The organism is Burkholderia sp. 9775_39 (assembly GCF_015712225.1).
GTDB classification, from domain to species: Bacteria; Pseudomonadota; Gammaproteobacteria; order Burkholderiales; family Burkholderiaceae; genus Burkholderia; species Burkholderia cenocepacia.
Map to the genome: position 1 here is coordinate 591477 of NZ_JACCQC010000001.1, position 20735 is coordinate 612211.

At 69.1% G+C, this 20735-nt stretch carries 23 protein-coding genes; 14 read left to right on the forward strand and 9 right to left on the reverse strand.

From position 1 onward, the window contains the following. The first annotated feature begins 5 nt into the window (after positions 1–5). From H0X90_RS02570 to H0X90_RS02585, 4 genes are all read left to right on the forward strand, one after another. The gene (locus H0X90_RS02570) at positions 6–1646 is read left to right on the forward strand and encodes an ABC transporter substrate-binding protein (protein WP_077189039.1); all 1641 of its coding nucleotides are present in this window, start codon (positions 6–8) and stop codon (positions 1644–1646) included. A 61-nt stretch (positions 1647–1707) separates the two neighbouring features. Next, positions 1708–2718 (forward strand): ABC transporter permease, encoded by a 1011-nt coding sequence (locus H0X90_RS02575; RefSeq protein ID WP_006489154.1) that lies wholly within the window; start codon positions 1708–1710, stop codon positions 2716–2718. 13 nt (positions 2719–2731) lie between these two features. Next, positions 2732–3601 (forward strand): ABC transporter permease, encoded by an 870-nt coding sequence (locus H0X90_RS02580; RefSeq protein ID WP_077175850.1) that lies wholly within the window; start codon positions 2732–2734, stop codon positions 3599–3601. Continuing rightward, positions 3598–5277, forward strand: a complete 1680-nt coding sequence (locus H0X90_RS02585) for an ABC transporter ATP-binding protein (protein ID WP_077189040.1) — start codon at positions 3598–3600, stop codon at positions 5275–5277. The genes H0X90_RS02580 and H0X90_RS02585 overlap by 4 nt, the downstream gene beginning before the upstream one ends. A gap of 111 nt (positions 5278–5388) precedes the next feature. Here the strand turns inward: H0X90_RS02585 and H0X90_RS02590 are convergent, their stop codons facing one another. Together H0X90_RS02590 and H0X90_RS02595 are read right to left on the reverse strand one after the other, a co-directional pair. Further along, a complete protein-coding gene (locus H0X90_RS02590; protein ID WP_006489184.1) occupies positions 5389–5601 on the reverse strand; it encodes a twin transmembrane helix small protein in 213 nt (70 codons plus the stop codon). Then, positions 5598–5948 (reverse strand): hypothetical protein, encoded by a 351-nt coding sequence (locus tag H0X90_RS02595; RefSeq protein ID WP_006489163.1) that lies wholly within the window; start codon positions 5946–5948, stop codon positions 5598–5600. The genes H0X90_RS02590 and H0X90_RS02595 overlap by 4 nt, the downstream gene beginning before the upstream one ends. Positions 5949–6190: 242 nt before the next feature. Between H0X90_RS02595 and H0X90_RS02600 the strand changes: the two genes are divergently transcribed. Together H0X90_RS02600 and H0X90_RS02605 are read left to right on the forward strand one after the other, a co-directional pair. After that, on the forward strand, positions 6191–6949 hold the full coding sequence (locus H0X90_RS02600) for a YoaK family protein (protein ID WP_006489179.1): 759 nt from the start codon (positions 6191–6193) through the stop codon (positions 6947–6949). An 89-nt stretch (positions 6950–7038) separates the two neighbouring features. Beyond that, entirely contained in the window at positions 7039–7224 is a 186-nt protein-coding gene (locus H0X90_RS02605) for a ribbon-helix-helix protein, CopG family (protein ID WP_006489181.1), read from the forward strand. A 60-nt stretch (positions 7225–7284) separates the two neighbouring features. On the opposite strand, the gene H0X90_RS02610 is transcribed toward H0X90_RS02605, so the two are convergent. After that, positions 7285–8121, reverse strand: a complete 837-nt coding sequence (locus tag H0X90_RS02610; protein ID WP_077189041.1) for a spermidine synthase — start codon at positions 8119–8121, stop codon at positions 7285–7287. A 67-nt stretch (positions 8122–8188) separates the two neighbouring features. Further along, positions 8189–8530 carry a zinc ribbon domain-containing protein YjdM gene (locus H0X90_RS02615; RefSeq protein WP_006489167.1) on the reverse strand — a complete coding sequence of 114 codons (342 nt, stop codon included), beginning with the start codon at positions 8528–8530 and terminating at the stop codon, positions 8189–8191. A gap of 363 nt (positions 8531–8893) precedes the next feature. Between H0X90_RS02615 and H0X90_RS35685 the strand changes: the two genes are divergently transcribed. Both H0X90_RS35685 and H0X90_RS02625 read left to right on the forward strand, forming a co-directional pair. Beyond that, positions 8894–9157 (forward strand): HPr family phosphocarrier protein, encoded by a 264-nt coding sequence (locus H0X90_RS35685; protein ID WP_227739741.1) that lies wholly within the window; start codon positions 8894–8896, stop codon positions 9155–9157. Between the two features lie 65 nt (positions 9158–9222). After that, a complete protein-coding gene (locus H0X90_RS02625; RefSeq protein WP_006489160.1) occupies positions 9223–9444 on the forward strand; it encodes a hypothetical protein in 222 nt (73 codons plus the stop codon). Positions 9445–9463: 19 nt separating this feature from the next. On the opposite strand, the gene H0X90_RS02630 is transcribed toward H0X90_RS02625, so the two are convergent. The 3 genes from H0X90_RS02630 to H0X90_RS02640 form a co-directional block, all read right to left on the reverse strand. Beyond that, positions 9464–10591 carry a porin gene (locus tag H0X90_RS02630; protein ID WP_077189061.1) on the reverse strand — a complete coding sequence of 376 codons (1128 nt, stop codon included), beginning with the start codon at positions 10589–10591 and terminating at the stop codon, positions 9464–9466. Between the two features lie 175 nt (positions 10592–10766). Next, entirely contained in the window at positions 10767–11648 is an 882-nt protein-coding gene (locus H0X90_RS02635; RefSeq protein ID WP_196438129.1) for an endo alpha-1,4 polygalactosaminidase, read from the reverse strand. Positions 11649–11773: 125 nt separating this feature from the next. Then, complete coding sequence (locus tag H0X90_RS02640) at positions 11774–13909, reverse strand: glycoside hydrolase family 36 protein (RefSeq protein ID WP_077189042.1); 2136 nt, start codon at positions 13907–13909, stop codon at positions 11774–11776. Between the two features lie 363 nt (positions 13910–14272). On the opposite strand from H0X90_RS02640, the gene H0X90_RS02645 reads away from it, so the two are divergent. Genes H0X90_RS02645 through H0X90_RS02670 form a run of 6 tightly spaced genes read left to right on the forward strand, consistent with a single transcriptional unit; the run spans position 14273 to position 20061 of the window. Continuing rightward, positions 14273–15175, forward strand: a complete 903-nt coding sequence (locus tag H0X90_RS02645; RefSeq protein ID WP_006498251.1) for a DMT family transporter — start codon at positions 14273–14275, stop codon at positions 15173–15175. Then, positions 15172–16467: a D-tagatose-bisphosphate aldolase, class II, non-catalytic subunit gene (locus H0X90_RS02650; RefSeq protein ID WP_006498252.1), complete on the forward strand. Its 1296-nt coding sequence runs from the start codon at positions 15172–15174 to the stop codon at positions 16465–16467. The genes H0X90_RS02645 and H0X90_RS02650 overlap by 4 nt, the downstream gene beginning before the upstream one ends. 22 nt (positions 16468–16489) lie before the next feature. Further along, positions 16490–17671: an SIS domain-containing protein gene (locus tag H0X90_RS02655; RefSeq protein WP_006483265.1), complete on the forward strand. Its 1182-nt coding sequence runs from the start codon at positions 16490–16492 to the stop codon at positions 17669–17671. Further along, the gene (locus H0X90_RS02660) at positions 17668–18642 is read left to right on the forward strand and encodes an N-acetylglucosamine kinase (RefSeq protein WP_012493747.1); all 975 of its coding nucleotides are present in this window, start codon (positions 17668–17670) and stop codon (positions 18640–18642) included. The genes H0X90_RS02655 and H0X90_RS02660 overlap by 4 nt, the downstream gene beginning before the upstream one ends. 34 nt (positions 18643–18676) lie before the next feature. Further along, positions 18677–19489, forward strand: a complete 813-nt coding sequence (locus tag H0X90_RS02665) for a DeoR/GlpR family DNA-binding transcription regulator (protein ID WP_012493748.1) — start codon at positions 18677–18679, stop codon at positions 19487–19489. 32 nt (positions 19490–19521) lie between these two features. Further along, positions 19522–20061 (forward strand): GNAT family N-acetyltransferase, encoded by a 540-nt coding sequence (locus H0X90_RS02670; protein ID WP_006490675.1) that lies wholly within the window; start codon positions 19522–19524, stop codon positions 20059–20061. A gap of 22 nt (positions 20062–20083) precedes the next feature. Here H0X90_RS02670 and H0X90_RS02675 read toward each other — a convergent pair whose 3' ends face one another. Together H0X90_RS02675 and H0X90_RS02680 are read right to left on the reverse strand one after the other, a co-directional pair. Next, positions 20084–20305, reverse strand: a complete 222-nt coding sequence (locus tag H0X90_RS02675; protein WP_077189043.1) for a hypothetical protein — start codon at positions 20303–20305, stop codon at positions 20084–20086. 23 nt (positions 20306–20328) lie between these two features. Further along, entirely contained in the window at positions 20329–20661 is a 333-nt protein-coding gene (locus H0X90_RS02680; RefSeq protein WP_077189044.1) for a hypothetical protein, read from the reverse strand. Positions 20662–20735: the final 74 nt, after the last annotated feature.

Below are 20735 nucleotides of genomic sequence, written 5' to 3' on the forward strand. Positions count from 1 at the left end.
CTCGCATGACATTCGCATTTCCGGATTCCGCGCCGCACGCGTCGCGCCGCATCGTATCGGCTGCACTGCTGCTCGCGCTCGCGCTGCCGCATGCGGCGTTCGCCCAGGGCGCGCCCGTCGCGGGCGGCACGCTGACCTGGGGCGTCGAAACCGAGCCCCGCACGCTGAACCCGCAACTGAACGGCCAGGACAAGGTCGAGCTGCTGCTGCGCAACGCGTATGAAAGCCTGCTCGCGCAGAGGCCCGACGGCAGCTACGTCCCGTGGCTCGCGACCGGCTACAAGGTCTCCGCCGACGGCAAGACCTACACGTTCACGCTGCGCGACGGCGTGAAGTTCACCGACGGCGCGCCGTTCGACGCGAAGGCCGTCGCCCGCAATTTCCTGAACGCGCGCGAACTGTCGTATGCGGCCGGCAGCCAGCTTGCGCGGCTGATCTCGCACGTCGCCGACGTCAAGACGCCGGACGAGCACACCGTCGTCATCACGCTCGACGCGCCGTATGCGCCGTTCCTGATGTTCGCGGGCCGGCTGCCGCTGCTGTCGCCGAACGCGTTCGACCGGCCCGGCCTGAAATCCGGCGGCCCCGACATCGCCGGCACCGGCCCGTTCATCCTGCGCCGCTACGTGAAGGGCCAGGAAATCGAGTTCGCGAAGAATCCCGACTATCGCTGGGCGCCGACGACCGCGGGCCACCAGGGCCCCGCGTATCTCGACCGGATCGTCTACCGGTTCCTGCCCGAATCTTCGGTTCGCACCGGCGCGCTGCTGTCCGGCCAGGTCGACGTGATCGAGGGCGTGTCCGGCAACGACGCCGCGCTGATCCGCAAGAACGCCGATTTCACCTACCGCCGCGCGCTCAATACCGGCACGCCGTACTCGCTGTTCCTGAACGTCGGCTACGGCCCGACACAGGACGTGAAGGTGCGCCGCGCGCTGCTCGAAGGGCTCGACACGACCGGCATCGTGCAGTCGATCTACCGCGGCGAGCGCACGCGCGCCTGGGGCATCACGTCGCCGATCGATCCGTTCTACGACGCGTCGATCGAAAAGACCTACGGCAACAACCCGAAGCTCGCGAACCAGTTGCTGGATGAAGCCGGCTGGAGCGCGCGCGACAGCGGCGGCTATCGCACGAAGCACGGCGAGCGGCTGACGATCGCGGTCGTCCAGGCGCAGGCGACCGTGCGCGACCAGCGCGACGTGCTGCTGCAGGCGCTGCAGGCACAAGCGCGGCAACGACTGGGCGTGGACCTGAAGATTCAGTACGTTGACGACGGCACGTACGTCGAGGCGCGCAAGAGCGGCAAGTTCGGTTCGATCGCGAACTCGAACACGCCGCCGGACGGCATCGACATCGAAGGCCACTACCTGCCCGTCGACCGCGGCGGCGCGCTGAACTACAGCCGTGCGGCGGCGCCCGAGCTGACGCGCTGGCTGCAGGCGGCTGCGCGCACGCAGAACGTCGCCGAGCGCAAGAAGCTGTACGGTGAGTTGCAGCGCTTCGCGATCAACGAACAGGCGTACGCGCTGCCGCTGTACGAGCCGGAAGACCAGATCGCCGCCGCGAAGGCGGTCCAGGGCTTGCGCTTCCGCTCGTTCGCGCAGATGCCCGAGAACCCGTACGACGTGTGGGTGAAGAAGTAAGCCGACGCGTGCCGGCCTGCTTCGCCTCGCCCATCGCGCCGCCCCGACAGGAGAATCGACCATGAACCGTCCGTCGTCCGCTTTCGTCGCCGTCCCGGACGCGCGGCCTGCCGCTGCGCCGCCGGCTGCGTGGCGCCGCTGGCTGCGTTCGCCGGTCGCGACGCGGCTCGCCACCGGCGCGCTCGTGCTGTGGGCCGCGGTGACGCTGTCGTTCGCCGCCGTGCATCTCGCGCCGGGCGATATCGTCGGCATCCTGATCGGCGAGCAGTTGAGTACGCCGGAGATCGAGGCCGCGATCCGCCAGGAATGGGGGCTCGACGAGCCGCTCGCGCTGCAATACCTGCATTACCTGTGGCGCGTGCTGCACGGCGAGTTCGGCCGCTCGTACATCCTCAACACCGACGTCGCGCCGCTCGTGCTCGGCCAGCTATGGCCGACGCTGAAACTGACGGGCGCGGCGCTGGTGGTGACGATCGTATTCGCGGTCGGCCTCGCGGTACTGACCGCCGGCCGACGCTGGGCCGGCCGCGCCGCATCGGGCGTCGAACTGCTGCTCGCGTCGACGCCGTCGTTCTGGCTCGGCATCATGCTGCTGTTCGTGTTCAGCTTCACGCTGAAGCTGTTCCCGGTGGCCGGCGATCGCGGCTTCGCGTCGCTCGTGCTGCCCGCGCTGTCGCTCGGGCTCGCGCAGGGCGCGGTGATCGGCCGCGTGCTGCGGCAAGGCATCGAGCGCGCGCTCGACGAGCCGTACGCGCTGACGGTGCGTTCGTGGGGCATCGGCGGGCTCGCGCTGCGGGTGCGCCATGCGCTGCGCCACGCGGCGCTGCCGGCCGTCACGCTCGCCGGCTGGCTCGTCGGCGGCTTGCTGAGCGGCGCGGTGATCACCGAGCAGGTGTTCGGCCGGCCGGGCCTCGGCAAGGTGACGGTCGACGCGGTGCTGTCGAAGGACATGCCGGTGATCCTCGCGATCGCGATCCTGTCGGCGGCCATCTACGTCACGCTCAGCACGGCCGTCGACCTGCTGTACCTGCTGATCGATCCCCGCCTGCGCGACCGCCGCGCAGCGCGCTGAACCGGAGACTTCGATGTCCACGCCCATCGACTTCACGTTGCGCACGCCCGCCACATTCGCCGCCGCCGGCTGGCTGCGCCGCCATCCGGGCCTCGCGCTCGCCGCCGTGTATCTGCTGCTGAACGCGATCGCCGTGGTCGCACCGGGCTGGCTCGCGCACTACGACCCGCTGGCGGCCGATCCGCTGTCCGCGCAGCTCGGCAGCAGCGCCGAGCACTGGCTCGGCACCGACCAGCTCGGCCGCGACATCTTCTCGCGGGTCGTGCATGGCGCCCGCTACTCGCTGTCGATCAGCGCGGCCGCGATCGGCGTCGCGACGCTGTTCGGCACCGCGCTCGGGCTGTGCGCCGGCCTCGCGCGCGGCTGGCTCGATGAGCTGATCACGCGCGTGCTCGACGTCGTGTCCGCCTTCCCCGACCTGCTGCTCGCGCTGATGCTGATCTCGTTCACCGGCCCCGGCGCGGTCAACCTCGTGTTCGCGCTCGGCGTCGCGTCGGTACCGCGCTTCGCACGCGTGGTGCGGGCGCAAACCTTCGTCGTCGCGGCGTCCGGCTATGTCGAGCACGCGCGCACCCTCGGCCTCGCGCCGGCGGTACTGGTGTGGCGGCACGTGTTGCCGCATGCGATCGCGCAGGTGCCGGTCCTCGCGACGATCGGGCTGGGCACCGCGATCATCGGCACGTCGGGGTTGAGCTTTCTCGGAATGGGGCCGCAGCCGCCCGCGGCGGAATGGGGGTTGATGCTCGCCGAGGGCCGCAACTATCTGTACAACGCGTGGTGGATCGCGGTGTGGCCCGGCCTCGCGATCACCGCGGCCGTGATCGCCGTGAATGCGCTCGGCGGCTACTGGCAGGCGCGCTTCGAGCACCGGGAGACAGCATGAGCACGCGCGATACCGTTGCGAGCGCAACGACCGACGCCGCCGTGCCGCTGGTCCGCATCGAGCGTCTGACGATCGGGTTTCGCGGCCCGCGAGGCACCCAGGCCGTCGTCGGCCCGCTCGACCTGGCCGTGCATGCCGGCGAATGCGTCGCGCTCGTCGGCGAGTCGGGCTCCGGCAAGTCGGTCACCGCGCGCAGTCTGGTCGGGCTGAACGGCCCGCGCGCCGTGATCGACGCGGCCCGATTCGAGATCGCCGGCACCGACGCGCGCGGCCATCGCGAGCGCGACTGGCGCGCGATACGCGGCCGCCGGATCGGCTACGTGCTGCAGGACGCGCTGGTGTCGCTCGACCCGCTGTGGCGCGTGCGCGACCTCGTCGCGGAGGCGTTGCACGATACGCGCCGGCACGATGTCGCCGCGCGCAGCGCCGACCTGCTGCGCGCGGTCGGCATCGACGATCCCGAGCGGCGGCTGCCGCAGTATCCGCATCAGTTGTCGGGCGGCTTGCGGCAGCGCGTGCTGATCGGCACCGCGATCGCGGGCGGTGCATCGCTGCTGATTGCCGACGAGCCGACCACGGCGCTGGACATGACCGTGCAACGCCAGATCCTGTCGCTGCTGCGTGCGCGCCGGGACGCCGGCGACGCGATCCTGCTGATCAGCCACGACCTCGCGGTCGTTGCCGATCTGGCCGACCGCGTGCTCGTGATGCGCGCGGGCCAGGTCGTCGAACAGGGGCCGGCACGCGACGTGCTGAGCTCACCGGCGCATCCGTACACGCGTGCGTTGCTCGCGGCAATTCCCACCGCCGCGTCGCGCGGATTCCGGCTGGCGAGCGCCGAGCGCGTCCCCCTGCCGCCGAAGCGCATCGACACGCAGGCGCCGGTGCTGGCCGTCGACGCGCTGACGAAACGCTACGGCGAGCGCGATGCGCCTGCCGCCGTCGACGGCGTGTCGTTCTCCCTCGCGCGCGGCGAGACGCTCGGCATCGTCGGTGAATCCGGTTCCGGCAAATCGACGGTCGCGCGCATCGTGCTCGGGCTCGTCGAACCCGACGCCGGCACCGTCACGCTCGACGGCCAGCCATGGAACGGCATCCCCGAAGCCGCGCGGCGCACCCGCCGGGCGCGGCTGCAACTGATCGCCCAGGACCCGTACAGTTCGTTCGATCCGCGCTATTCGGTCGGCCGGATCATCGGCGAAGGGCTCGAGGTGGCCGGACTCCACGGCGACGCGCGCCGCCGCCGCGTACTGCAACTGCTCGACGAAGTGCAGCTCGGCGCGGCGTGCTTCGACCGTTACCCGCGCGAATTGTCCGGCGGCCAGCGCCAGCGCGTCGCGATCGCGCGCGCGTTCGCGTCCAACCCGGCGCTGCTCGTCGCGGACGAACCGGTCAGCGCGCTCGACGTGTCGATCCAGGCGCAGATGCTCGACCTGCTCGCCGATCTGCAGGCCGAACACGGCACCGCGATGCTGTTCATCTCGCACGACCTGGGCGTCGTGCATCACGTGGCCGACCGGATTCTCGTGATGCGGCGGGGCCGCGTGGTCGAAAGCGGCCCGGTTACGCAGGTATTCGACGCGCCGTCGCACCCGTACACCGCATCGCTTCTCGACGCACTGCCCACGCTGCCCGGCAGCGCGGTCACCGCCCCAACGCTCTCCGCGCTCGCATGACGGCTGCCTGCCCCGGTCGAACCGCCGTCACGGGCTGATCGACCACCGGTTCTCGCCGTCAAGTCCACTTCGGTGCGATCACGCGGGATCGAACCGCGCGGCAATCGCGCGTCAGCGCCCGATCGGCAACCCGGTCGGTTCGATCCAGCCGAGCTTGTACGCGATCAGCAGCGACAGGAACAGCGTGACCGACAACCCGACGCGCGCGGCGAGCGACCACGCCATCCGCTTGGACTTGCCGCGATCGTGATTCATGAAGTACAGCGCGAAGATCAAACTCGCGATGATCATCGCGAATGCCACAGAAACCAGCAGGGTTTTCATTGCCGTTGCCTTTGAAGATCCGAATCGGCCTGAATCAGTTCGGCCAGTTTTTGCCGCTCGTCGGCGACGCCGCCGACGCCCGACGCCGGCCAGTCCAGCGCGACGCCGTTGCCCAGCGAATCGCGCACGAGCGCCTGATAGCGCCGGTCGTTGATCGTGCCGTGCTCCATCGTGTCCGAGATCTCGCGCCGGAACGGCAGCGGGAAACTCGCGTACGCGCGCGACAGCGCCGCATATTGTCTCGCATCGATCTCTTTCGACGATGGTATGACAGTCCAGATCACCACGGCGACGATGGCCGTGAACGGGATCGCCGTGTAGCGCAGGATGAACTTGATCGGGGTCATGAAGCGGTGGGCAGAAGGGAATCGCAAGCGCGCGCCGCGCAGCGGCGAAACAGCCAGCCGGCGGCGCCTTCCATCATTGTACTGAAAGCACCATCCGGCCAACAGAGTATGATAATGACATTATCATGTTCATCACATGATTCGACAGCCCCGGTATCCGGTGCAAGCGGCGTGCCCGTCACGGCGTCCGGCACCGGTTTCGGCCTGTGACCGCGAATCCGCGACGATCGAGCGACACCCTTATGCCAGCGCAGTACTTTCGAAACCTGACGGGAAAACACCGCAGCGCGACCGCGAACCGCCAGCTCGGGTTTTCGCTCGCGTTCGTCGCCGGCGCGGCCAATGCCGGCGGCTTTCTCGCGGTCAAGCAGTACACGTCGCACATGAGCGGCATCGTGTCGGCGATCGCCGACCAGACGGCGCTCGGCGACGTGCGGCTCGCGCTCGCCGGCATCAGCTCGCTGGGGTCGTTCCTGATCGGCGCCGCGTGCTCGGCGGTCCTCGTCAACTGGGGGCGCCGCCGCGGGCTGCACAGCCAGTTCATGCTGCCGCTGCTGGTCGAAGCCGCGCTATTGTTGCTGTTCGGGCTGCTCGGCAGCCATCTGGCCCTGTGGGAAACCTTCTTCGTGCCGGTGACCGTGACGCTGCTGTGCTTCATCATGGGGCTGCAGAACGCGACGATCACGAAACTGTCGGGCGCGGAGATCCGCACGACGCACATGACGGGCATCGTGACCGACCTCGGCATCGAGCTCGGCAAGCTGTTCTACTGGAACCGGTCGGCCATCGACGTCGACGCGCACGCGGTGATCGCCAACCGTTCGAAACTGCGGATTCACGCGACGATGCTCTCGTCGTTCTTCGTCGGTGGCCTGGCCGGCGCGATCGGCTTCAAGCGCGTGGGCTACGTGTCGACCGTGCCGCTCGCCGCGGTGCTCGTCACGCTCGCCATCGTGCCGGTGATCGACGACCTGCTCGCGCTGCTGCGCAGCAAACGCTGATCGTGCGCGACAGGCAGCGCTCGCGCGCGGTAACGCCGAAAGCGGATCGATTATAATTTGATTAACATATCGACCACCCTCGCCCCGTCATGGAAACGAAAACCGCCCGCCTGACCGTCCTGATCGATCCCGCGAAGAAGGAAGCCTTCGAGATGCTCTGCGCGGAGCAGGATCTTACGCCGTCGCAAGTCGTACGGCAGTTGATCCGCGAATATCTGGACCGGCACGGCGTCACGTACAAGACCCGGAGCGCGATCGGCAAGCGCGTGAAGTAAGCGCGGCCGCACCAGCCGCGCGCGGCACCGGCCCCGCCGGCCCGGTACCGCCCGGTACTGTTACGCGCCGATCTCCCAACGTTCGTGCGACTGCGCGCGCCAGACCAGCCGCCGCGGATCGATGCCCTCGCCGTGCTTCATGCGCCTCGCGGTGGCAGCCAGCTTCAGTTCGCCGGCCTGCGGGCACGCGAGCGCCCGCTCCAGCAGGATACGCAACGACGGCAGCCGGCTGCCGTCCTTCCATGCGAATGCGACGAAGTTGTTGTCGTCGCCGCACGGCAGCAGCGCATACGACGAACCGAATACCGACCGCAGTTGCTCGAGGTGCTGCGGCAACGCCGGATCGTCGTCCATGAAATTGATCGCTAGCACGCCGGATGCGCTCAGGCGCGCGCGGCACGCGTCGAGGAACGTGCCGCCGGCACAGCGGCCGTGCATACCGTCGGCGACGAACGCATCGTGCAGGATCACGTCGGTCCGGACGTCCGCCCGCTCCAGATGATCCGCGCCGTCCGCGCATACCACGCAGAACCGCGCATCATCGGCAGGAATCCTGAACACGTCGCGCAGCGCGATCACGTCCGGATTGATCTCGACCGCATCGATCGTCGTGCCGGGCAGGTGACGGTAGCAGTACTTCGCGAGCGAACCGCCGCCGAGCCCGAGCATGCAGATGTGTGCAGGCTCGGGCTGCAGCAGCAGGAAACCCATCATCATGCGCGTATAACCCAGCTCCAGCCGCATCGGATCGCGCAGCGACATGAAGCTCTGCGTGCCGAAATGATCGAAGTGCAGCGACACCGCGTGCTGCGTCCGCAGCACGAAAGGCCGGCCGTCGTTCAGCGGCGTCGCCAGGAACCTGACGAACGCGTCATAGGAAGTTCGATCCTCGGCCATGTGCGGGTAGTCGGATGAAAACGCGGCGGATGAAAACGCGAAGGCAACGGTCGCCTGAACCGCGTGCTCAGACCTTCTTCAGGTAGCACGCCTTCAGCATGAAGCCGCCCATGTCGGTCTTGCAGTCGACTTCGTGATCGCCGCCGACGAGCCGGATGCTCTTGACCTTGGTGCCCATCTTCAGCGTGATCGACGAGCCCTTCACACGCAGATCCTTGATCAGCACGACCGAATCGCCGTCCGACAGCACGTTGCCGTTCGCGTCCTTGACGACGTCGCCCGCCGGTTCGTCACCGGCCTCGGCGCCGGCGTCGGCCGACCATTCGTGGCCGCAGTCCGCACAGACGGTCAGCGCACCGTCCGGGTAAGTGTTTTCCATTGCACATTGCGGGCAGGCGGGGGCATTCATTGCGGCTTCCATTCGGGGAGGAGTTCGATGATGCCGGGCGAGCAGGTTGCGCGCCCGGATGCGGGCGACACGCCCGCCGGCAACGCCGCGGGCCGGCATCGGCGCACACCGCATTATAATGCAATTCACATGATCTGGCCGATGCATTATAATCACGCACTTCCCGACAATCCGCGCACTTGAATGCGCCTTCGCAGCGGATGTCGGCATGTTCGCGCCGGATGGCGCGCGCACTCCGCCCGGCCGGTGCCCGCGACCCTGCGGGAGAAATCGTGAATACCGGCCGTCCGATGTCCGCAACACGTGCGCAACCGTGCATGGCGCGCACCGCCCCGCCCACCTGTCCGGAGGCTTTCCAGCATCGTGGCAATCGTTGTGTACGTTCAAATCGGCCCCGCATGGAACCGCAATCGCGGCCGCGCCGCGCGCGACGCGACCGTCGCCGCGGCACGCCGTTTCGACAGCGACATCCAGCTGATCGCGAACGGGCACAGCAGCAACGCAAAAGACGGCGGCGCGATCGCGTCGCTGCAGGTTCACGGCGGCACGTCGGCCCAGGTGCTCGCCACCGGCCCCGACGAGGAGGCCGCGCTGCAGGCGCTGCTGCCGTTGCTGCAGGCAAGCTGACGCCTGCGCCGCCGATCCCGCGGCCATGCGCCGTCCACCCCGACACCCCATTTCCCGAGGAAGCGATGAACGACAATCTCACGTCCAACACCCCCAACCTGTCGGCCTCCGCGATCTGGGCGCTCGAACGGCTCGCCGATGTTCGCTACGGCCGCGACGCGCCGGCGCTCGGCTGGTCGATCGCGCGGGAACTCGTCAGCGCCGGGTTCGTCAGCCATCCCGCGCACGGCCGCTCCGGCGCATCGATCACGGCCGAAGGACGCTCCTTCCTGAAAAGCCGCAAATAACGCGCGCCGGCAACCGGGCTCAGAACCGGTGCCGGATGCCGACGATCGCGAGCAACTGCGAATTCGTGCCGGCATCGACGTTGTACGACCCGATCACGGCCTGGGCCGGCCCGGTTCCGTTGAAGCCGTTCGCGTGCTGGTAGCCGACCGTCGTATAGAGATCGGTGCGCTTGCTCAGCAGATAGTCGACGCCGGCATTGACCTGGTGATAGCGCGCGGACGAATCGCCGCCCGACCACGTGAAGTTGTAGCCGACGATCGTCAGCAGCGACGGCAGCGCCTGCCATTGCGCGAACGCCGAACCGTTCCGGTAGCGCTGCGCGTGCACGAACGTCGACGACGCGTCGGGCCGGTATTCGCTGAAGCTGAACGCCGCGCCGACGGTCACGTTGCCGATCGCATACTGCACCCCGGCGCGCGCGACTTCGATCGACCGCGCCGACGCATACGCGCGGTTCACCGCGCTGTTGAAGAACGAATCGGCCGACGATGCGCCGCGCGTCGAACGAAGCGCGTTGCCGTTGTCGACGTGCAGGTAGCCGGCCGCCGCGCTCAGCGGACCGTCCGCATAGCCGAATGCGCCGGCATACGCGAGCCCCGACCCCGATGCGCCGGCCACGCCGCCGGGCGACACCATCGCCGCAACCGTCACGCCGTGCCACGCCGCGCTCGTCCATTTGACCGCGTTGCTGAACGTCACGCTGCTGTCGTAGTTGTCGACGTCGCCGGGCGGCGCGAAGAGCCCGCTGAACGCGTCGGCCGTGATCGGCTGCACGAGATCCGTCACCGGATCGTTCTGCCGGCCGAGCGTCAGCGTGCCCCACGTCGCGGACGCGACGCCGACGAACGCTTTCGAGTCGAACAGCCGGCCGCCGTCGAGCTGGCCGGTCCCGACGTCGAAATTGTTCTCGAGCGTGAAGATCGCGTTCATGTCGCCGCCGAGCGCCTCGCTGCCGGTCAATCCCCATTCGTTCGCCGACAACGCGCCCGACGACATCGATACGCGCGACTTCCCGCCTTCCGCGTGGTTCAGATACGCGACACCCGTATCGATCGTGCCGTACAGCGTGACCGAACCCTCCGCGCGCGCGGCGACGGAAAGCGCGGCCGCCACGGCAGCGCCTGCAATCAGCATGCAATTTTTCATCGTATTGTTGAATAAGTAGTGCGAATCGATTTGAACGGACGTCGATGCGGCGTCGGCCATGCATCGCGCGCCGGATCGCGGCATCCGATGCGCGCGACGCGCACGCCCGGGCACGGAGCGTGCGCGCGCGGACACCGGTCACACAGGTTCGCCCGTCACGACGGGCGCGGTTCGATCAGGCGCCGTCGCAGCTGAACCGGTAGCTGTCGTCGAGCTTTTTCGCCAGCACGAGCGTGCGCATGTTGAGCGCGCGCGCCGCATTGCACAGCGTGCGTTGCCCGCTCGGCGTCCGGTATTTGCCCGCATACTCGGCGTTCAGCACCGGCTTGTTCTTCGACGTGAACACCGTGTAGCCGTCGCACTCCTTCTGCTCGTTGCATTCTTCGTTCACCGCGAAGTCGAACGACGGTTCGAGCGCCACGAGCTGATCGACGTCGTTCTTCAGCCCGACCGCCAGATTGCGCTTGTGCGCCTCGTTCGCGATGAACACGTTGAACGCGTACTGATCGGTGTCCTGCAACGGGAAACCGGTGTCGTTCGCATAGCCGTCGACGTTGTCCGGCTCGACGCCGTCGCATCCCTTCGCCACCGCGCGGTCGAGGCGGGCCGTCATGATCTCGCGCACGTTGCTCGAACGGATGTCGAGCCAGCGCTCGCCCTCCCAGTCGTCGAGCTTGTTGCCCTGGTCGGACGCCTTGAACTTCGAGAAATCGGGCCGCCAGTTCTCCGAACTGCCCGCGGAGAAATAACAGACGACCTTGCGCCCCGCCTGCTTGAGCGCCGCGATCGTCGCCGCGTCGGTATCGAACAGGTCGATGTCGTAGATGGCCACGTTGTACGACGTATTGAGCTTGCCCTTGAGCTGCCATTGCCACGTATCGCCCACCGCTGGCGTCCAGTGCGACGCGGCGCGCGCGAGCGCCGCCACGGCCGGCGGCGACGCGGCAAAGGCCTTGGCCGACAACGGATCGGACGACCCGTCGCCGCAGGCCTGCAGGATCGAGGCGCACAGCGCGAGCGCCGCGACACCGGAAAGGTTGCGTGCAATTTTTTTCATCGAAGCATCTCCAGTGGAGGGATCGGAATGACGAATGGAACTGCGCGTTGCGGAACTGCCGGTTGCCCGGTGATGCGCGACGACACGTGGCCCGGGCGGTGGTACGCGGTGTTGCGGGGTGACGCTCACGCGTCGAGCGGCTCGGCGCGCAGCAGCGCCGCATGCTCGAAGCGCAATGCGATCGCGTCGTGCCCCGGCGCGATGCGGCCGACCTCGCGATTGCCGTTCGCGTAATCGACGATCCGGTATGACCGGCCGGGCTGCAGGCCGCGCAGCGCGACCGGGCCGCTCCAGCGCTCGGCGTAGAACGCGTAATGCAGCACGCCGTCCTTTTCCACGACGTGAGCCTCGGGCTTGTCGAACGCGATGTCGTACAGCTCGCCGCGATAGCGGCCCTCGGCGAGCCGGTGCGCGTTGTAGATCTCGACCCAGTGCCGCCATGCCTGCTCGTGCTCGGGCGTCAGCAGGAACGAGTCCTTCGGTTTCGGATCGACGGGCCACGTGAACTTCGTCGAGATCACCGCGCCGACGCCCACCGCTGACGCGAAATCGCGGCCGCCGTCGCTCAGTTCGACGTGATCGCCCGCGTACGCGGACGATGCGCCCATCAGCGCCTTCAGTGTCTTGCCCTTGTGGCGCACCTGCCAGCTCGACAGCGGATCGGACGCCGGCGCCTGGTCGATGTAGCGCATGTTGTGGAACGCGTACGCGGTGCCGCACGGGCACACTTCGACGACCGCATCCGGCTTGATCGCATGCGCGGCGTCATGGAACACGCGGTAGAAATCGGCGAGGTACTCGACCGAATCCTCCGGCCGCGCATGCCGGTGCGCGGGGTTGTAGCACGGCGCGACGCCGTTCAGGTGCTGGCCGTCGATCTTCACGCCGTCGAAGCCCCACTCGCCGATCACCTTCTGCATCAGTGCGGCGATGTGCGCCTGCGTCTTCTCGTAGGCCGGGCACAGATAGAAGCTGTTCCACCAGGTGATCGCCTGCGGTGCGCCGTCCGCGTCGAGCAGCAGCATGTCGGTGTGGTCGTGCAGTTCGTCGCTGCCCGGCGCGACCGCGAGCGGCGCGATCCACAGCCGCGCCTTCTGGCCGCGCGCATGGATGTCGTCGACGAGCGCCTTCATGTCCGCGTCGCCGGCCGGGAATTTCGCGCGGTCGGGCACCCAGTCGCCGGTGCGCCGCTGCCAGCCGTCGTCGAGCACCGCCCACTTGAAGCCGAGTTCCTGCACCTTCGGCAGCGTCGCGCGCACGTAGTCGAGGCTGAACTGACGCTCGTAGCCCCACGCGCACCAGATCGGCTCGTACGCGCTCGCCGGCGGCCGCGGCGCATGGAAACCCTGCGCGCCCATCATCTGCCGGTACGTATCGAGCGCGACGAAATAGTCGCCGTCGTGCAGCATCACGAAGGCGGTCGGCGTATCGAGCGTCGCGCCCGGCGCGAGCGTGACCGTCTGCTCGCCGCGCAGGCCGAGCGAGACTTCGTCGCGCACCGCCTTCACCGGCAGCGATACGAGGCGCGGCACGATGTCGAGGTGACCGAGCGCGATGCCCTGGTCGCGCCGCCACACGTCGACGACCGGCGTGCCGCCGCCATAGTCCGACGCGTTCATGCCCATGAAATTGCGCTGATCGAAGCCGGCCTTGACCGGCTGCACCCAGTCGCGCCGGTCCGCGTGGCTCGCGCCCGAATAGGTCCAGTAGCCGCCCGCGCCGGCCGCGGCCGGCAGCAGCCGGTGCGCGGCGACGTTCCATGCGCGGACGTCGGTCGGCTGCATGCCGACGTTGCGGAACTGCGTGTCGATCAGCGCGACGCCCGGCCGCGCGTCGAGCAACGTGATGCGCACCGTCTTCTCGAAGCCGTGCGCCGACCGGCCCACCAGCCGCAGTTGCCGCCCCGCGCCGAAGGCGGTGGAGACGTCCGCATGCACGGCGTCGACGAGCGCGAAGCGATCGATCGTGCGCACCGGCCGCGTGTCGGGCGCGGGGCCGTCCGAGGTCGGCGCCGGCGCCGGGCCGATCAGTTGCTCGAGCGTCTCGCTCGCATCGAAGCGGGTCAGCGCACGCGTGCCGCCGCCGCGACGCACGGCCAGCCGGCTGCGCATCGCCGGATCGAACTCGATCACGAGCCGGTCGTCACGCAGCGCGACGCGCGACGGCTCGCCGCCGCGGGCATCGCGCACGCCGACGCCGACCAGAATCGGGCTCGCCGCGCCGGCGGCCAGCCACTGCACGAACGCGCGCCGGGTGGTCATGGACGCACCTCGCGACGCAACGGCACGCAGCGCGCCGCGCTGCCGGCACGCCGGGCAGGCAGTGGAAATCGAAAGGAAAAGCAAGCGTTCATACGGAATTCCTCGTGAAGAAGGGCCGTGCGCCGACGCATCCGTCTCGCGCAGATCGGCAATCTAGTCGATCTTTCGATTTCTTTCGTTTGTGGTTTACACTAATAACGAAAGAAAACGAAAGATCATAGATTGGCCGCTCCCGACGCACGTTTCTGCCGATTTCTGCTGGAACGTCGTCGGGCTCGCCCGCCGAACGCCTCCGATTTCGCCTTGCACGGCATCAAACGAAAGCATTCGACGGATCAGAACCCACTTCGAAAGACGCGACCGATGCAAAACAACTGGCTCGTTCACGCGCTCGTCACGACCCTGCTCTGGGGCGTGTGGGGCGCATTCACCGGCTTGCCCGCCGAACACGGCTTCCCCGACACGCTGATCTACGTGGTCTGGGCGTTCACGATGATTCCGCCGGCGCTGGTCGCGCTCGGCCGCGCCGGCTGGCGTGTGCGGTGCGATGGCCGTTCGCTGGCGCTCGGGCTCGCGATCGGGCTGCTCGGCGCGGGCGGGCAGATGCTGCTGTTCCGCGCGGTCGAATCGGGGCCGCCGTATCTCGTGTTCCCGATCGTGTCGCTGTCGCCAGCGCTGACGATCGCGCTGTCGTTCCTGCTGCTGCGCGAACGCACCGGCAAGCTCGGCGTGGCCGGCATCGTGCTCGCGCTGTGCTCGCTGCCGCTGTTCGACTTCCAGTCGGGCCAGGGCCCCGCGCGGTTCGGGCTGTGGTTCGCGCTCGCGCTGCTGGTGCTCGTCGCATGGGGGCTGCAGGCGTATTTCATCAAGATCGCGAACGCGACGATGGACGCGGAATCGATCTTCTTCTACATGGCGCTGACGGGCCTGCTGTGCGTGCCGTTCGCGCTGTGGATGACCGACTTCGGCCGCACGATCAACTACGGGATCGGCGGCCCGGGCCTCGCTGCCGTGATCCAGGTGCTGAATGCGATCGGCGCGCTGACGCTCGTCTATGCGTTCCGCTTCGGCAAGGCGATCGTCGTGTCGCCGCTCGTCAACGCGGGCGCGCCGCTGCTGACGTCGGTGATCTCGATGATCGTCACCGGTGCGACGCCGACCGGCAGCAAGCTCACGGGCATCGCGCTGGCGCTGCTGGCCGCGCTGCTGCTCGCGCTGCAGCCGGAAGGCGCCGCGGCAACCCACACGGCGGGGGAATCGGCATGAACCCGCTGCTCGATCTCGTCCGCCGTCACAAGCAGTCGTCGCGTCACGCGCCGGCCGGCACACCCGCGATCGGCATCCCGTCCGTGTGCTCCGCGCATCCGGTCGCGATCGCCGCCGCGCTGCGCGAATGCGCGGCGCGCGAACGCCCCGCGCTGATCGAGGCGACCTGCAACCAGGTCAACCAGGACGGCGGCTATACGGGCATGACGCCGCACGACTTCCGTCGCCACGTATTCGACATCGCCGCGCGCGAACGCGTGAGCCCCGATGCGATCCTGCTCGGCGGCGACCATCTCGGCCCGAACGCATGGCGCCGGCTGCCGGCCGCGCACGCGATGGACAAGGCCGAGACGATGGTCGCGCAGTACGTGGCGGCCGGCTTCCGCAAGCTGCATCTCGACTGCTCGATGTCGTGCGCGGACGATCCGCAGCCGTTGCCCGAAGCCGAGATCGCCGCGCGGGCGGTGCGCCTGTGCCGCGCCGCCGAGGCCGCGTGGGCGGCCGGTGCGCCGCGCGGCGACGCGCCCGTCTACGTGATCGGCACCGAGGTGCCGGTGCCCGGCGGTGCGCACGAGACGCTCGACGCGGTCGCGGTCACCACGCCCGAAGCGGCCGGCTCGACGCTCGCGCTGCACCGCGACGCGTTCGCGCGCGCCGGCCTCGACGATGCGTGGTCGCGCGTGATCGCGATGGTCGTGCAGCCGGGCGTCGAGTTCGATCATCACAAGGTGATCGACTACGACGCCGGCAACGCGCGTGAACTGAGCGCATTCATCGAAACGGAACCCGCGCTCGTGTTCGAAGCGCATTCGACCGATTACCAGACGCCCGACAACCTCGCGCAACTCGTGCGCGACCACTTCGCGATCCTGAAGGTCGGCCCCGGCGTGACCTTCGCGATGCGCGAAACGCTGTGGTCGCTCGCCGCGATCGAGCGCGAATGGCTCGGCGGCGACGACGGGTTCATCGCGACCGTGCTCGGCGTGATGCGCAACGAACCGGCGCACTGGCGCGATTACTACCCGGCCGGCGCACAACTCGAACTCGATCTCGCGTACAGCCTGAGCGACCGCATCCGCTACTACTGGACCCATCCCGTCGTGCAACGCGCGTGCGCCGACCTGCTCGCGCGCCTCGATGCGTCGCCGCCGCCGCTCACGCTCGTCAGCCAGCATCTGCCGCGCCAGTACGAGGCCGTCCGCGAAGGACGGCTCGCGTTGCGCGCCGGCGCCCTGTTGCAAGACGGCACGGCCGCGGCCGTCCGTCCGTATCTCCACGCGTGTGCCGCGTGACCGACTCTCCTCAGATCTGCTCATGGAATTTTTCGACCTCGATCCCGCCGACCTCAGCCGCCGCCACGCCGCCCACACGGCACGCGAAATCGCCCAGCAACCCGACGTCTGGCCCGACGTGCATGCCGTCGTCGACGCGCAGCGCGCGGCGCTCGACGCGTTTCTCGCGCCGCTGCTCGCCGATCCTCGCCTGCGCATCGTCCTGACCGGCGCGGGCAGCTCGGCCTTCATCGGCCAGTGCCTCGCGCCCGCGCTGCGGCACCGCTTCGGCGGCCGCGTCGAAGCGGTGGCCACCACCGACATCGTCGCGAACCCCGGCGACACGCTGCAGCCGGGCGTGCCGACGCTGCTGGTGTCGTTCGCGCGCTCCGGCAACAGCCCCGAAAGCGTCGCGGCCGTCGAGCTGGCGGATCGCCTCGTCGACGGCTGCCGCCACCTCGCGTTCACGTGCGCGGCCGACGGCATGCTGAACCGCCGCCTCGGCACGCATCCGCGCGCGCACGTCGTGCTGTTGCCCGAGGCCACGCACGACCAGGCGTTCGCGATGACGTCCAGTTTCAGCGGCATGCTGCTCGGCGCGGCCTGGGCGTTCGGCGTGGCCGGCATGCCGGTCGGGCCGCTGGCCGACGCCGCGCGCACGCTGCTGCGCGACCACGCGTCGCGGCTCGCCGCGCACGTGCGGCAGTTGCCCGAGCGCGTCGTGTATCTGGGCAGCGGCACGCTGCTCGGGCTCGCGCGCGAAGCCGCGCTGAAACTGCTGGAACTGACCGACGGGCTGATCGTCGCGATGGCCGAATCGCCGCTCGGCTTCCGGCACGGCCCGAAAACGTTCCTCGACGAACGCACGCTCGTCGTCGTGCTGCTGTCCGGCGATCCGCATACGCGCCGCTACGACCTCGACCTGCTGCGCGAACTGCGGCGCGAAAACCGCGCGGCCGGCATACTGTCGGTCGGCGTCGCGCCGGCCGACGACGCGGGCGACACCGGCACGCCGTCACCGTCCGGCGACGACCTGACGGTGCCGCTGCCGCCCGGCCTGCCCGATCTCGCGCTCGCGCCCGTCGCGCTGGTGCTCGCGCAGTGTTTCGCGCTGCTCGCGTCGCTGCGCCTCGGGCTCACGCCCGACAACCCGAGCGCATCCGGCACCGTCAACCGCGTCGTGGCCGGCGTCACCATTCATCCGTACGCGGGGCAGCCCACATGACTCCACTCTTTCTCGGCATCGACGGCGGCGGCACGAAAACCGCGTTCATGGTGATCGACCGTCAAGGCCGCGTGCGGGCGCGCCACGAAACGACCACCAGCTACTACCTCGAGATCGGCATGGACGCGCTGCGCACGCTGCTCGCCGACGGCGTGCATGCGGTGCTGGCCGCGGCGAACGTCGCGCGCGACGACGTCGCGTACGCATTCGCCGGCCTGCCCGCGTACGGCGAGGACAGCCGCCTGCTGCCCGAGCTCGACGGCCTGCTCGCGCCGCTGTTCGCGCGCGAGCGCTACCGGATCGGCAACGACATGGTGTGCAGCTGGGCCGGCACGCTGGCCGGCGGCGACGGCATCAGCATCGTCGCCGGCACCGGATCGATCGCGTACGGGCAACGCGAAGGCCGCGCCGCACGTTGCGGCGGCTGGGGCGAGGTCTTCGGGGACGAAGGCTCGGCCTACTGGCTCGCGCGCGAAGGGCTCGCCGCGTTTTCGCGGATGGCGGACGGCCGCGCCGCGCGCGGGCCGCTGTTCGACATCGTGCGCGCGCACTTCGCGCTGCAACACGATCTCGACCTGTGCGCGGCCGTGAATGCGGGCGCGGTGCGCAGCCGCTTCGCGCAGCTGTCGCGGCTCGTGATCGATGCGGCGCACGCGGGCGACCCCGCAGCGCACGCGCTGATCGACCGCGCGACCGACGAGCTCGCGCAACTCGCGGCAGGCGTCGCGCGCACCCTCGGCTGGCCGCCCGGCGAACCGCTGCCGGTGTCGTATTCCGGCGGCGTGTTCAACGCCGGCGCGCGCGTGCTCGAGCCGCTGCGCGACGCGCTCGCGCGCCGCGTGCCGGATGCGGTGCTCACCGCGCCGCGGCTCGGGCCCCACGTCGGCGCGGCGGTCCACGCGGCCCGGCTGGCGGGCATGCCGCTCGACGCGCCGGCCTTGCATGCGCTCCAGCCCGGCCAGGGGTTTTGATATCATTTCGGCTCCCTGTCTTGCCGAAATGGACATGCCCGCTCACCGAGTGCCTCCGTCGCCTGCCGTCGATCACGCGCCGCTGCTTGTCGAAGAACGTCGCCGCCTGATCTGCGAGCTGGTGCGCGAGCGGGAGAAGGTCACCGTCGAGGAACTGGCCGAGCGGTTCGGCATCTCGCTCGTCACGGTGCGCAGCGACCTGAACGCGCTCGCGGCGGCCGGCGCGGTGCTGCGCACCCACGGCGGCGCGCTGGTGCTGCGCGAAAGCGACGAGGTGCCGATCGCGGTCAAGCAGAAGCTCCGTCACGCGGAGAAGGTGCGGATCGCGGCGGCCGCCGCCGCGCTGATCGGCGACGGCGAAACGATCCTGCTCGACTCCGGCAGCACGACCGAGGAAATCGCGAAGCAGATCCTCGCGATGAAGCTGCAATCGCTGAACGTGATCACCAATGCGCTGAACGTGGCCGTGCTGCTCGCGGCCGCGCCGCACATCAACCTGATCATGCCGGGCGGGCAGCTTCGGCCGAACTCGTATTCGCTGTCGGGGCCGCAGGCCGTCGTCGCGCTGCAGGGGCTGTACGCGGACCGGCTGTTCCTCGGCGTCGACAGCCTCGATCCCGAGATCGGCCTGATGACGCCGCACCTGCTCGAAGCGCAACTGAACGCGCAGATGCTGAAGATCTCGCGCCAGGTGATCGCGGTCGCCGATTCGTCGAAGCTGATGAAGCGCAATCTCTCGGTGATCGCGAGCGTCGAGCAGCTCGACATGCTGATCACCGATACGGGCGCCGACGCAGCCGTGGTCGACGACCTGCGCCAGCGCGGCATCGACGTGCTGACGGTCTAGCCGCCCGACTTTCCCCTCTTTCCGGACACCCGATGCCACCCGTCTCGTCCCCGCCCGTTCTCGACACGCCGCGCCTGGTGCTCGAAGGCCATCCGCTCGGCGACTTCGACGCACTCGCCGCCATGTGGGCGGAACCCGGCGTCGTCGCACACATCTTCAACGGCGAGCCGTCCGCGCCGCGCGACTCGTGGATGCGCATGCTCGCGTATCGCGGGCTGTGGCCGCTGCTCGGCTATGGCTACTGGGCGATTCGCGAAAAGGCGTCGGGCCGCTATGTCGGCGATCTCGGCTTCGCGGATTTCCACCGGAACATCGAACCGCCGATCCGCGGCGTGCCGGAAGCCGGCTGGGCGCTGGCGACGTGGGCGCAGGGCCGCGGCTATGCGACCGAGGCGCTCGCGGCCGCGCTCGCATGGCTCGACGCGCAGCAGCGGTTCGAGCGCAGCGTGTGCCTGATCGCGCCGACCAATGTCGCATCGATCCGGGTCGCGGAGAAAGCCGGTTACGGCGAGCCGCGGCCTATCCGGTTCAACGACGCCGATTCGTTGATGTTTTCGCGCAAGAGCCGATAAGCGCGGCGAGCCGGCGGCCGCGTCAGTCGGCTGCCGGTTCGTAGCAACGCACGAAGAGGCCGTCTTCCATCGGCCAGCAGTTGCCGCCTTCATCGCGCACGATCCAGTCGCCCGGCTTCACCGGCCGCCAGCCTTCCGGCGTCGCGACCGCCCACTTCCCGTCACGGCGCTCTACCCGTTCATGGTCGCCGTCGGCGAACCACCGTGTCGCATCGACGTGACTGGTGCGTTTTCTGAATCTCATCCCGTCACCTGCAGAAACGAATTTCAATGTCGCGTGGCCGCGGCGCCGGCGTCGAGCGATCGCTGCCGCACCCTCAGCGCGTGGGTGGCCAACCGGGTCGCGTGCAACGCCGTCCAGCCCTCCGCGATGAGCGCCTCCAGCGTGTCGCGCGCGACGGTGGAAATCCGGACATCGATTTCCTGCATGCGCATCAACGCCGACACGACCTCGGCCGGTTGATCGGGTGCAAGCGCAAGCACGAACGCCGACCGCATCTCGGCCGCGCGCACGGCTTCGTTCCAGTCGGCGCGCGCGACCGCGGCTTCGATCGCCTGCGTGAGTGCCTCGAGACGCTGGACGACTTGCAACGGCGTCATTTCATTTCCCCGTCAATCGTTCGTACCATCCGCTTGCCCGCCCGTCAGGCGCCGGCGCGGCGTCGCGCCGACCC

Coding starts and splice junctions, on each gene's coding strand:
- H0X90_RS02595 (WP_006489163.1), bottom strand. CDS start 5,948: ATGACCCCGATCAAGTTCATCCTGCGCTACACGGCGATCCCGTTCACG.
- H0X90_RS02640 (WP_077189042.1), bottom strand. CDS start 13,909: ATGACCACCCGGCGCGCGTTCGTGCAGTGGCTGGCCGCCGGCGCGGCG.
- H0X90_RS02670 (WP_006490675.1), top strand. CDS start 19,522: ATGCCACCCGTCTCGTCCCCGCCCGTTCTCGACACGCCGCGCCTGGTG.
- H0X90_RS02590 (WP_006489184.1), bottom strand. CDS start 5,601: ATGAAAACCCTGCTGGTTTCTGTGGCATTCGCGATGATCATCGCGAGT.
- H0X90_RS02605 (WP_006489181.1), top strand. CDS start 7,039: ATGGAAACGAAAACCGCCCGCCTGACCGTCCTGATCGATCCCGCGAAG.
- H0X90_RS02575 (WP_006489154.1), top strand. CDS start 1,708: ATGAACCGTCCGTCGTCCGCTTTCGTCGCCGTCCCGGACGCGCGGCCT.
- H0X90_RS02610 (WP_077189041.1), bottom strand. CDS start 8,121: ATGGCCGAGGATCGAACTTCCTATGACGCGTTCGTCAGGTTCCTGGCG.
- H0X90_RS02625 (WP_006489160.1), top strand. CDS start 9,223: ATGAACGACAATCTCACGTCCAACACCCCCAACCTGTCGGCCTCCGCG.
- H0X90_RS02650 (WP_006498252.1), top strand. CDS start 15,172: ATGAACCCGCTGCTCGATCTCGTCCGCCGTCACAAGCAGTCGTCGCGT.
- H0X90_RS02570 (WP_077189039.1), top strand. CDS start 6: ATGACATTCGCATTTCCGGATTCCGCGCCGCACGCGTCGCGCCGCATC.
- H0X90_RS02645 (WP_006498251.1), top strand. CDS start 14,273: ATGCAAAACAACTGGCTCGTTCACGCGCTCGTCACGACCCTGCTCTGG.
- H0X90_RS02680 (WP_077189044.1), bottom strand. CDS start 20,661: ATGACGCCGTTGCAAGTCGTCCAGCGTCTCGAGGCACTCACGCAGGCG.
- H0X90_RS02580 (WP_077175850.1), top strand. CDS start 2,732: ATGTCCACGCCCATCGACTTCACGTTGCGCACGCCCGCCACATTCGCC.
- H0X90_RS02635 (WP_196438129.1), bottom strand. CDS start 11,648: ATGAAAAAAATTGCACGCAACCTTTCCGGTGTCGCGGCGCTCGCGCTG.
- H0X90_RS02665 (WP_012493748.1), top strand. CDS start 18,677: ATGCCCGCTCACCGAGTGCCTCCGTCGCCTGCCGTCGATCACGCGCCG.
- H0X90_RS02585 (WP_077189040.1), top strand. CDS start 3,598: ATGAGCACGCGCGATACCGTTGCGAGCGCAACGACCGACGCCGCCGTG.
- H0X90_RS02630 (WP_077189061.1), bottom strand. CDS start 10,591: ATGAAAAATTGCATGCTGATTGCAGGCGCTGCCGTGGCGGCCGCGCTT.
- H0X90_RS02615 (WP_006489167.1), bottom strand. CDS start 8,530: ATGAATGCCCCCGCCTGCCCGCAATGTGCAATGGAAAACACTTACCCG.
- H0X90_RS02655 (WP_006483265.1), top strand. CDS start 16,490: ATGGAATTTTTCGACCTCGATCCCGCCGACCTCAGCCGCCGCCACGCC.
- H0X90_RS02675 (WP_077189043.1), bottom strand. CDS start 20,305: ATGAGATTCAGAAAACGCACCAGTCACGTCGATGCGACACGGTGGTTC.
- H0X90_RS02600 (WP_006489179.1), top strand. CDS start 6,191: ATGCCAGCGCAGTACTTTCGAAACCTGACGGGAAAACACCGCAGCGCG.
- H0X90_RS02660 (WP_012493747.1), top strand. CDS start 17,668: ATGACTCCACTCTTTCTCGGCATCGACGGCGGCGGCACGAAAACCGCG.